The following is an 11,274-nucleotide window of genomic DNA, read 5'->3' on the forward strand; positions in this document are numbered from 1 at the left end:
CCCTCGGCCGGTGCGCCTCAGGCATGGACGGGTACACCGCTGTGAAAACGGAACTCCTGATCCTCGGACTCGATCAGCTGACGTTCGCACTCTGCAAAGAACTGTACCCGCTGCTCGATGGGGGCTGCCGCATATTGCTCCGCAAGTGCCAGATAATCCTCGAAATGCCGCCCTTCCGACTTGACCAGTGCACGATAGAAACGCGCCAGCTCATGATCCAGATGAGGAATCAGCGCCGCGAAGCGCTCGCATGACCGGGCCTCGATGAAGGCCCCGATGATGAGCAGGTCTATCAGCCGCCCCGGCTCTTCACGGCGCATGTGCTGACGCAGGCCCTCGGCATAGCGGGAGGCCCCGATATGTTCATAATCGATGTTGCGCTGACGCATCAGCTTGACCACCTGCTCGAAATGCAGCAGCTCCTCGCGTGCCAGCTGGGACATGCTGGTCAGCAGATCGGGATGATCCACATAGCGGAACATCAGGTTCATGGCAGTGGATGCAGCCTTCTTTTCGCACTGGGCGTGATCGATCAGCAACAGCCGCTCGTGCTGCAGCGCCTCGCTGACCCAGGCTGCAGGCGTGCGGCAGGGCAGAAACGTCAGCAGGCTGTCGGGCAGGGTTACGTCATCATTCATGGGGGTTCTTCCTGTTACCGGACCTCGATCCGTATCGGGCTCGGCCGATATGACCGTGATGATGCCATTCTAACCGCCACCCCGGTTACCGACGACCGCAATTCCCCGGCATCCCTGCGTTACGTCAGCCTGAAGTAACACTGCTTCGGATTCACAAACCAAACATCACCCTTCTACACTTTACTCGGCAGCAAAAACAGTGTTAAAAAATGGTTTTGAAACGCTGTTCACATAAACGCAATGTTTCTCATGGCAGGACGCCTGGTCTTGTAGAATCAAAGCAAGGAGATCATCAATGAAACGTATTGCGCTCGCGACCGCTCCGCTGCTGGCCACTTCACTGCTGGCAGCCCCCCTCGCCAACGCCGCTGATGACACCTCGAGCGGAATCTATTCCGGGGTCGGCGTCGGTAACACCATTTCCCACGACTGGGATCCCCAGGATTTCGGCGGCAACGATGGCCCCAGTAGCCGTGTGGATGACAACAACGATGCAGCTCAGAACGCCTTCATCGGCTACAAGTACAATGACTGGTTCTCCACCGAGATCGGCTATACCGACTTCGGCAAGATCGGCTTCACCGGTGGTGGTGAGGACGGCGGTTACCAGACCAAGGCCTACACCCTCAGCGCCCTTGGCGAGCTGCCGATCTGGAACGGCCTGAGCGGCTATGCCCGCGTGGGTGCTGCCTACTGGAAGGCCAATGGCCGCGGCAACTTCGCCGATGGCAGCGACGTCTCCAACGAATACGGCACCGATCCGATCTACGGTCTCGGCCTGAAGTATCAGTTCAGCGAAACCATGCCGCTCTTCGGTCGTCTCGAATACACGCGCTACGACCTCGACAGCGACTTCAAGCTCGACACCACCATGGCCTCGGTGGGCGTGCAGTTCTGAACAGCCCGCTCAGGGCAAGGATGGAGCAGCCTGGCTGCTCCATCTCCCGCAAGGGCGTGAAGACAGGCTTCACGCCCTTTTTTTCGCCTGATATTGCGACTCGGCAACCACCCTGCGGACTCGACCGTGTTCAGCAATCCCGTCTGCTATCCACCGGCTGCGGCACACAGGGCCCGGTACCGTTCTCGTATCCCTGATCGTTGACCCTGGGGGGTGTCATGCGCAGGTCCGTATCATCCCCGATCATGACCGGCTCCTGGCCCACGCAACCACTCAGCGTCAGCAACAGGCATCCCGTTACATACCACTTCTTCATGTGCTCGGCTCCCCTGCTCATTGTCTGTCAGTGCAGGCGCCATGCAAGCTTTCGGGCACAGATCCGGTGCACCCCCTGTCGATTTCATGACGCTGCCCTTCCACAGTAGAGCATGAAAGCCGGTCCGGACGCTGTCATTTCCCTTCCGTCATCCCTGCCTTGCCGTTCCGGTCGGCCTCGAGCATGCCGGCAGGGTGACCGGCACCGGCAAACCGCCGGGACAACCCGAATCGGACCATACTTTGCCGGGCCTCTGTGGTTGACCGTACAATAGCGGGCATTGCGTCGATGCCGACACCGACCAGTCAGCCCACCATCAAAGAATCGGGGAATTCGCGGACCCATGCGCGCCAGTCAATTGCTGCTTTCAACCCTCAAGGAAACCCCTGCTGATGCCGAGATTGCCAGTCATCAGCTGATGCTGCGCGCCGGCCTGATCCGTCGTCTTTCGTCCGGACTGTACACCTGGCTGCCGCTGGGACTTCGAACCCTGCACAAGGTCGAACAGGTCATCCGCGAAGAGATGGATCGTGCCGGCGCCCAGGAAGTGCTGATGCCATCGATTCAGCCTGCCGAACTGTGGCAGGAATCCGGCCGCTGGGATCAGTACGGCAACCTGCTGCTGAGAATCCGGGACCGGCACGAACGTGACTTCTGCTACGGGCCGACCCACGAGGAAGTCATCACCGATCTGGTACGCAACGAGATCCGCTCCTATCGTCAGCTGCCGTCGAACTTCTACCAGGTCCAGACCAAGTTCCGCGACGAGACCCGGCCCCGCTTCGGCGTCATGCGCGCCCGCGAATTCATCATGAAGGATGCCTACTCCTTCGATGTCGATGAAGCCGGCATGGCACGTTCCTACCAGGCCATGTACGACGCCTACGTCCGGATATTCACTCGGCTGGGACTGGATTTTCGTGCCGTCCAGGCCGATAACGGCGATATCGGCGGTTCCGGGTCACACGAGTTTCAGGTGCTGGCGGAGTCCGGTGAGGATGCCGTGATCTTCTCTACCGGCTCGGACTATGCCGCCAACATCGAGAAGGCGGAAGCCGTGCCTCGCGAGCAGGAACGGGCAGCGCCGGTCCAGCAGCTTCGCCGGGTCGACACCCCCGATGTGCGCACCATTGCCGCACTGGTAGAGGGCTTTGACCTGCCGATCGAGAAGACGATCAAGACGCTGGTGGTGCACGGTGCCGAGGGCGGTCTGGTCGCGCTGCTGGTGCGCGGCGATCATACCCTCAACGAGGTCAAGGCCGAGCACCTGCCGGAAGTAGCCACTCCGCTGACCATGGCCGGTGAAGCCGAGATCCGGGCAGCGGTCGGCGCCGGCCCCGGCTCCCTTGGCCCGATCGGAATCGGCATGCCGCTCGTGATCGATCGCAGCGTCGCCATGATGAGCGACTTCGGCGCCGGAGCCAATACCGATGATCAGCACTGGTTCGGCATCAACTGGGAGCGCGATCTGCCGTTGCCGAAGGTCGCCGACATTCGCAATGTGGTGGAAGGTGATCCATCGCCGGATGGTCAGGGCACGCTTGCCATCGCCCGCGGCATCGAAGTCGGCCATGTCTTCCAGCTGGGTACCAAGTATTCGGAAGCCATGAACGCTACCGTACTGGATGAGAACGGTCGGGCCGTCCCCCTGCTGATGGGCTGTTATGGCATCGGCGTGACCCGGGTGGTCGCTGCCGCCATCGAACAGCATCATGACGAGCGCGGCATTACCTGGCCGGCCCCCCTGGCCCCCTATCAGGTAGCGCTGGTGCCGATGAATGCCCACAAGTCGGAAGCGGTGCGCAACGAAGCCGAACGGCTCTATGCCAGCCTGACCGAAGCCGGTTTCGAGGTGTTGCTGGATGACCGCGACGAACGCCCCGGCGTCAGGTTTGCCGACCTGGAACTGATCGGGATCCCGCATCGCATCGTGATCGGTGATCGCGGTCTCAACAACGATGAACTCGAGTACAAGGGGCGCCGGGACGATGACGTCACCATGGTGCCACGTGCAGACGTGGTGGAGATGTTGCGTACGAAACTGGCATGACCTCCCCTGGCCGGCAGCGGGGCTGATGGCCGCGCTGCTGTTGCTGCCCGTCCGGGGCATGGCGGCGACCATGCCCCCTGCCGACATCCCCCGAGAGCTGCTGCAGACCCTCAAACAGACCCTGGCCTCCGATCACGGCTTTCGTGATCACTATGCCGCGGAAGTCTGGCTGATGGACATGCAGCATCGGCTGAGCGATTTTCTGCCGGAGACTCAACAGCGCCTGAAGCTGCTGGAACTGCTGCGGCGTCAGGCCTGGCGCACGCAACTGGACCCGCAGCTGATTCTGGCCCTGATTCAGGTCGAGAGCCGGTTCGATGCCGAGGCCGTGTCGACGGCCGGCGCCCGGGGGCTGATGCAGGTCATGCCCTTCTGGAAACGGGAGATCGGGCGCCCGGGGGATGATCTGAGCGACCCTGCCACCAATCTGCGCTACGGCTGCACGATCCTGGCCTGGTACCTGCAGGACGAACATCACGACCTGACACGAGCCCTGGCACGCTACAACGGCAGTCTCGGTCGAACCGACTACCCGGAACGGGTCATGCAGGCCTGGACCAGCCGATGGTGGCTCGAACGCTGACTGCCCGGGCCCGGGATCGGATGCCGAGGCTCAGAGGGAACGCCGCACCTGTCCGATCGAAAACTGCATCTGATGCTCCCGCTGCAGGATATTGAGCAGCACGATGACACGCTCCTCTCCCTTGCGATCGAAAAACACCCCTTCCATCTCGCGAAAGGGCCCCTCGGTGATCTCGATCCGATCACCAGGGCGGAAGTAGTGCTCGCGGCCCTCTTCGTCCACGCTCCGGGCGTGATGGCGCAGGGTGTCGATCAACTCATCAGGGATCGGTGTCGGTTCATTACCGAAGGCCACCAGCTTCAGCACCCCACGTGTGGAACGAATCGGACGCCAATTGTCGGAGAGACGATCGAGACGAATGAACAGATACCAGGGAAAGAGCGGTTCACGCACCGTCCTGATGCGTCCCCGCTGGCGACGTTCGATATCGATCACCGGATGAAACAGCTGATAGCCCTGGCGGGTCAGGTGTTCTGCAGCACGAAAGGACTCTCCACCCTTGCACTGGATGGCATACCAACGGGGCTGCTCGATATCGGCGGTGCTCAAGGGGATGCCTCCTGATATGGCCTGACGCCTGCGGCTCTGCGAGAATCAACGGCCCCGCCGTCACCCATGTATCAAAGGATCGGACGACACACCTTGATTTCAGCACGCTCATTGAAAGCCGTCGTAATCCGGCATGGTATCACGTTCATGATGGGACTGGCCTCCGGCCTCCCGCTGCTGCTGACAGGCAGCGTCATGCAGGCCTGGATGACCGATGCCGGGGTCTCGCTGGATGCCGTGGGCGTGCTGGCACTGGTCGGGATTCCCTATACCCTGAAATTTCTCTGGGCGCCGCTGCTCGATCGACTGCCACCGCCACTCATGGGCCGCCGGCGCGGCTGGCTGAGCCTGATTCAGTTCGTACTGGCCCTGTTGATCATGCTGCTGAGCATGTTTGACCCCGGTCATCTGCCGCTGGCGGTAGGCGTGATGGCGCTGCTGGTCAGCTTCTTCAGTGCCAGTCAGGATATCGTCATCGACGCCTATCGACGGGAACATCTGCCGGAGCGCGAGCTGGGTCTGGGGTCAAGCTTTTATGTCTACGGCTACCGTATCGGCACCCTGATTGCTTCCGGCGCCGGTCTGATGCTGGCCGATCAGGTCGGTTTTCAGACGACCTATCTGATCATGGGCCTGCTGCTGGGGGGCTGCATCCTGATCACCCTGCTGGCTCCCGAACCGACAGCCGCACAGCCCGACACGTCACTGGACTGGCGCAATACCTTCCTGGAGCCGATTCGCAACTTTCTTGATCGATCGGGGGCCTGGTGGCTGCTGCTGTTCATCCTGCTTTACAAGCTGGGCGACTCCGTGGCCACCAATCTCACCATCCCCTTCTACAAGGAAATCGGTTTTTCCAATACCGAGATCGGCACCACCGTCAAGCTGTTCGGCGTCTGGATGATCATGGCGGGCACCATGCTGGGCGGGGCGCTGATCGTCCGGCTGGGCATCTACCGCTCACTATGGTGGTTCGGGCTGCTGCAGATGGTCTCCACTGCAGGGTTCATCTGGCTCAATCATGTCGGACACTCGCTGACCGCCCTGGCTGCAGTCGTCAGCTTCGAAAACCTCGCCGCGGGCATGGGCACGGCCGCCTTCGTCGCCTTCATGGCAGCGCTGACCGACAAGCGCTTCACGGCCGGCCAGTATGCGCTGCTCTCCTCGATCATGGGGCTGCCGCGGGTCATCATTGCCTCGCCCAGCGGTGTACTGGCAGACGCCGTGGGCTGGGACCTGTTTTTCCTGATCTGCACCCTGGCGGCCCTGCCGGGCCTGGCCATGCTGTGGCGCTTCCGCGAATGGCGTGACCAGCTTGAAGCCGGTCGCCAGCATGACCAACCGGCAGAAGCAATTGAGTGAACGCCCCGCTAGCCGGTTCGCAGGGCCCGGGTCAGCCATGCCAGCGCACCGGGAGTGGAAATCCACTGCTCGCGCATCAGCACCCGATACTGCCAGGCCTCGGCGCGTGAACCGGGAAGCGGCGTATCCTCGCTTGCCGGTTCACGTCGCGGATTATCCCGGGTCAGTAGCGAAAGAATATACGGGTTCACCTCGTTGACCCGCTCGAGTATTTCGAGCGCCTCCTCTTCTCGCGCCAGACGGTAAAGCGCCAGTGCCTGACCGATCAGCAGTCCCAGCCACTGCTGTTCTTCCCCGGCCTGCCGGGCCGCCATGGCTTCACTCATGCGTACCGCTTCCTGATTGTGTCCCGCCCGCAACAGCTGCTCGAGCAGTACTTCCCGCAGGCCAAGCGGATCACTCCCATCAAGCGCCAGCAACCTTTCCGCCAGCGTTCGGGCACGCTCCCCACTGCCACGTTCAAGCCCGAGAATCAGTGCCAGACCAAGGCGGAACAGCGTGGCGTTATTGCCCTCGGCAAACAGGAACCGGCGGCCGCTGCGCTCGATCACGGTCAGCCATTGTGACAACCGCTCATGCAGCGGTGTAAAAAAGGGGGCAGCCATCCAGGGCAGATTGCCCATGCGGCTGGTCAGTGCCATGGCCAGCTCTTCCAGAATCGGCGGAGACGCCAGCCAGCCGGGATGACGCAAGAGTGCGTCCAGCCAGTCACCGGCATGGCCCCAGACATCCTGTCCGGGCTCCAGCTCGTACTCATCACCCGACATGGCACGAAAGACCCCCTGCCAGGCCTCGTAATGAGCGATATCGATATCATCGAAATGATACTCCAGCCGCTCTTCGGCATTGACCGCAAGCGATAATGGCGGCGCCGGCCCAAGCTGCCCCAGCATCTCCTGCAGATCACTCAGCGGCAGTGCCAGCTCCTCTTCGGAGTGGATCATCTGCTCAGCCAGGGCAGCAGCAGGATTGGCCGCCAGTTCTTCCAGAAAGGCCAGCTGCTCGCCCTCGATATCGTCACGTCGTGACAGGCGACGGTACCAGAAACCGGCTCGCTCCTTTGCCTCGCCCTCATGGCCCTCGTGCAGCAACAGCATGATTTCCAGCCATGCCAGGGCAGGCGCGTTGGGCAGGGTCTGCAGGGCCCGCAGAAAGGTCTGTCGGGCATTGCCGAGATCGTCACTGTCCAGATACATCAGACACTGACGCTCAAGCGCCGCACCGCGCAGGAAGGGCGGCCCGTGATCAACGGCGCTGTCCAGCAGGGCCGTCTTCTTGCGATTGAAGCCGCGTTCCTGGTAAAGGTCGGTCAGCAGTTCCAGTGCAGGTTCCGACTGCTCCGGCATGCCGCACCAGTCAGGACACTTGAAAAACACTTCAAGAATCAGCTGGGCACGTCCCGGCTGGCCGTTCTCAGCGGTAATGATACCGGCCTCGAGCAGTGCCTGGGCCGGCACCTCCGGAAACTGCAGCGCCCGACGCAGGGTATTGCCCCGCCAGCGGCGCAGCGACAGCATCCACATCAGATGCGCTGGCAGCGGACCGGGCAGCGTTACCTGCTGGCAGCAGTCGCGATGGCGCCGCCCCGAATCGCACCAGCAGGGTTCCTCGGGCCCGGGCCGCGCCAGCGGCTCGCTGGCGAAATCTTCACGTAACAGGGGTGTCTGGTTCCACAACTCAGGCGCCAGCGCCTGGGCCAGCGCCAGATCGCCGCCTACCAGCGCACTCCCCTCATGGCGGGCCCAGTGCATCAGCGATGGATAGCTTTCATCCTCGCGGATGCTATCCAGTGCCCCGCTGGCATATCCCAGTAACAGATCCACCCACTCTGCAAGCATTCAGGCACTCCCCGCCAGCCACTCAAGCCTTTCCCCGCATCGTAACATGCCGGTCGAACAGCGCTATGACTGGTTCACTGCGCAGGCCAGTGATACCTTGTGCCCGCCCGTCGACAGCGCATCAGGTAATGCCGTGCAGTCTCCGTTTGTTCTATTCCGACGCCCCCGTCGCAACCGTAACAGTGACAGCGAGGATATCGCCCAGATCCGGCTGGAACGCGAGGGTCGCAACGAGATCCGACGCATCACGGCAGCCGTTGAAAAGGTGCCCTGGTCGGTCAGCACCCTGCAGATCCTCTGGACAGCCGGTCCGGTTACCCTGATCGGTGCCTGGGGCGGCTATCTGCTGGGATACGGCAAGGCGCCATCGATGGAGAACTACATCTTCTTCATCTCGTATACGGTGATCACCGGTGTCGCCGGCATCATTGCCAACCTTGTCTATCATCTCACCCGCGGCCGTCAGTATGAACGTACTGCCGACAAGATCTCGCATGTCATCGACGAACTGCCCGAGCTGATTCTCACCACCCGCAATCTGATTGTCGAAAGCCTCGAAGGCGAAGCGCGACGGCGGGAGTCCGCGGCGATGCTGTTGCGCAAGCAGGATCTCTCCCCGGAAGGCGTCGAACTGGCCGCACTGGAACTGCTCGATGATCGCGACAGCGCTCGCATCATCGCCCAGATTGACATCTATCGGCGCGTTGGCCTGCAGGCCCGCATCCAGGACATGATCGAGCTGTACCGGGATACCATCGACCCCCAGCTCAGCGAGCTGACCGAGGTTGCTCCGGAAGCGATCGCCCTGCTGCGCGACCGCTTCGCCGGGCATGCGCCCAACCTGCACCACGGGGTGCCACGCGATGACAACTTCATCGAACGCATCATGGCGGCCATCGAGGAAGATAACGAGCTGCTGATGACCCTGCAGGACGTTGAAGAGGTGCTCCTGCTGGCCTTCGAGCTGATCAGCGGCCGCGAAATTCCCATGCTGACGTTCGAATACCGCGGACGCTGGCAGCTGGCACGCACTCTTGATGCGCTTGAAGAGTCCCGCTCACGCTATCGCATCAGCCAGGCCACCGGCCTGTCGCGTCTGAAGGCACTGACGGTCTATCTTGCCGAACAGTCCGGTACCCTGGTCGAAGATGCCGCTCAGGGACTGCGTGCCGAAGCACTGGCCCAGCGTTCCCGGGAAGCGATGGATGCCCTGGCCGAGCAGATTCACCAGCTGGCAGCACGGGTACGTCAGGGAGAGACAGGGCTGCGCGGTGAACTGCGCAATCGAGCCAATATCCTGACCAACGCACTGAAACTGTTTCGCAGCGTTCATGAAGCCTACGAACAGGTGGGCCGCAACCATGCCAGCCTGCTGCGCATGTCGGAACGCTGGGACCGCATGACCAACACCGAATCGGATGACGCCACCCGGCTGCAGGTGGGCCCGGGCAGTCGCGGTCTGCGCATCCGGGAAAAACGCATCGAACTCGATGATGCCGCCAAGGCACAGGTCTGCAAGCACCTCTTCCGTCATCTGCGTGACACCCGATTGCCGCATCGGCGCTTCGAGCATCAGACCACCCTGCCACAGGATCATGCCGGTGACGTCGAGGCCGCCAAGCGACTGGCGATCGAAATCGCCCTTGCCCTTGAACCCCACATCCAGCTCTCTCGCCCCGAGGTACAGCGCGCCATCTATGCCAGCAATGCTGCCTACTTCGGTCAGCTCGAGCCCAACCTCTCCGCCTCTGCCAAGGCGGCGCTGGGCAGTGCCATGGTCAAGGAAGTCAACGAGGATCTCTCACGCAGTGCCGAATCACTGGCCGTTGCGCTGGTACGACACTACCGGGTCGCCCTGCCACCCGAGGCCATCGAGTTTCTCAAGAATACCTATGGCGCCCGGGAGAATACGCTCAACATGGTGTCCAATTACGACACCCGCATGCATCGCAATATCAGTCTGCTGACCCACCGGCCGCCACTGATCGGCACACCAGCCCGTCACTGGTATCGGGCACTGGTACGCGCCCGCCGCGCGCTGGGCTGAGTACTGCCATGAAAAGAAAACGGCGTGCCGGAAATTCCGGCACGCCGTCATCATGCTGCCGAGCTCACCGGGAGCTCGGCACTATTCGTCGATCAGCGATCAGCTCGTGGCTGCGTTGTAACGCTTCTCGACTTCGGCCCAGTTGACCACGTTCCAGAACGCCTTGAGGTAGTCAGGACGACGGTTCTGGTAGTTGAGGTAGTAGGCATGCTCCCAGACGTCGACACCGAAGATCGGCTGGGCATCCGCACCACCGTAGGCCTGTGCCATCAGCGGGCTGTCCTGATTGGCCGTCGAGGTGATCATCAGCTCGCCGTTCTTGACGCAAAGCCAAGCCCAGCCGGAGCCGAAACGACCCTTGGCAGCAGCTTCGAACTTCTCGGCGAAGGCATCAACGCTGCCGAAGGCCTTTTCGATGGCGCCCATCAGGGTCGGGAATTCCTTCAGCCCCTTGGCATTGGGCGTCATGATTTCCCAGAACAGGCTGTGGTTGGCATGGCCACCGGCATTGTTGCGCACTGCAGTACGCTGTGCTTCCGGTACCCGATCAAGCTGCTGCACCAGCTCTTCGGCCGACAGACCGGCCAGGTCATCGGGCAGCTTCTCCAGCGCCGCATTGGCGTTGGTGACGTAGGTGTTGTGGTGCTTGTCGTGGTGGATCTGCATGGTCTGCGCATCGATATGGGGTTCCAGCGCATCAAACGCATAGGGCAGATCGGGAAGCTGATAAGCCATGGATGAACTCCTTCTTGCTGAACCGCCCGCAGGCGGATGGATAAACGACGCCTCGAACCCTGACGTCCAACGGCTGTAGCAAGGGCTGCGCCGCATACGCAGCCGAAACTGCCGTAATACTGTCGACCTTCGCCGGGAACCCGCCGGCTGCTCGACAAGCTTCCTGTATGGTCATTAAGTTAGGAGGCTTATCGCACTTTTCAAGGGCGACGGCGATGATTTCATGCATCGCCGTCGCCACCGGGCCGGATAACGCCC

At 61.8% G+C, this 11,274-nt stretch carries 9 protein-coding genes; 5 read left to right on the forward strand and 4 right to left on the reverse strand.

Features of this window, described 5'->3' with window-relative positions; all coding sequences use genetic code 11:
- Nucleotides 1-17: 17 nt before the first annotated feature.
- On the reverse strand, nt 18-638 hold the full coding sequence (locus C7446_RS06185) for a MiaE family protein (RefSeq protein ID WP_121172219.1): 621 nt from the start codon (nt 636-638) through the stop codon (nt 18-20).
- 295 nt (nt 639-933) lie between these two features.
- Here C7446_RS06185 and C7446_RS06190 point away from each other — a divergent pair, with 295 nt between their 5' ends.
- From C7446_RS06190 to C7446_RS06205, 3 genes are all read left to right on the forward strand, one after another.
- Entirely contained in the window at nt 934-1,536 is a 603-nt protein-coding gene (locus C7446_RS06190) for an outer membrane beta-barrel protein (RefSeq protein ID WP_121172220.1), read from the forward strand.
- Between the two features lie 659 nt (nt 1,537-2,195).
- A complete protein-coding gene (locus C7446_RS06200) occupies nt 2,196-3,902 on the forward strand; it encodes a proline--tRNA ligase (protein ID WP_121172222.1) in 1,707 nt (568 codons plus the stop codon).
- 25 nt (nt 3,903-3,927) lie between these two features.
- Nucleotides 3,928-4,485 (forward strand): lytic transglycosylase domain-containing protein, encoded by a 558-nt coding sequence (locus C7446_RS06205; protein ID WP_121172223.1) that lies wholly within the window; start codon nt 3,928-3,930, stop codon nt 4,483-4,485.
- A 30-nt stretch (nt 4,486-4,515) separates the two neighbouring features.
- Here the strand turns inward: C7446_RS06205 and rfaH are convergent, their stop codons facing one another.
- Nucleotides 4,516-5,034: a transcription/translation regulatory transformer protein RfaH gene (gene rfaH, locus C7446_RS06210; protein ID WP_245977719.1), complete on the reverse strand. Its 519-nt coding sequence runs from the start codon at nt 5,032-5,034 to the stop codon at nt 4,516-4,518.
- A gap of 147 nt (nt 5,035-5,181) precedes the next feature.
- Here rfaH and C7446_RS06215 point away from each other — a divergent pair, with 147 nt between their 5' ends.
- The gene (locus tag C7446_RS06215; protein WP_245977722.1) at nt 5,182-6,396 is read left to right on the forward strand and encodes an AmpG family muropeptide MFS transporter; all 1,215 of its coding nucleotides are present in this window, start codon (nt 5,182-5,184) and stop codon (nt 6,394-6,396) included.
- An 8-nt stretch (nt 6,397-6,404) separates the two neighbouring features.
- Here C7446_RS06215 and C7446_RS06220 read toward each other — a convergent pair whose 3' ends face one another.
- On the reverse strand, nt 6,405-8,234 hold the full coding sequence (locus C7446_RS06220) for an SEC-C domain-containing protein (protein WP_121172226.1): 1,830 nt from the start codon (nt 8,232-8,234) through the stop codon (nt 6,405-6,407).
- A 133-nt stretch (nt 8,235-8,367) separates the two neighbouring features.
- On the opposite strand from C7446_RS06220, the gene C7446_RS06225 reads away from it, so the two are divergent.
- The gene (locus C7446_RS06225; RefSeq protein ID WP_245977723.1) at nt 8,368-10,281 is read left to right on the forward strand and encodes a hypothetical protein; all 1,914 of its coding nucleotides are present in this window, start codon (nt 8,368-8,370) and stop codon (nt 10,279-10,281) included.
- A 99-nt stretch (nt 10,282-10,380) separates the two neighbouring features.
- On the opposite strand, the gene C7446_RS06230 is transcribed toward C7446_RS06225, so the two are convergent.
- Nucleotides 10,381-11,016, reverse strand: a complete 636-nt coding sequence (locus C7446_RS06230; protein WP_121172227.1) for a superoxide dismutase — start codon at nt 11,014-11,016, stop codon at nt 10,381-10,383.
- Nucleotides 11,017-11,274 lie beyond the last annotated feature (258 nt).

Source organism: Kushneria sinocarnis (genome assembly GCF_003633775.1).
Taxonomy (GTDB): domain Bacteria; phylum Pseudomonadota; class Gammaproteobacteria; order Pseudomonadales; family Halomonadaceae; genus Kushneria; species Kushneria sinocarnis.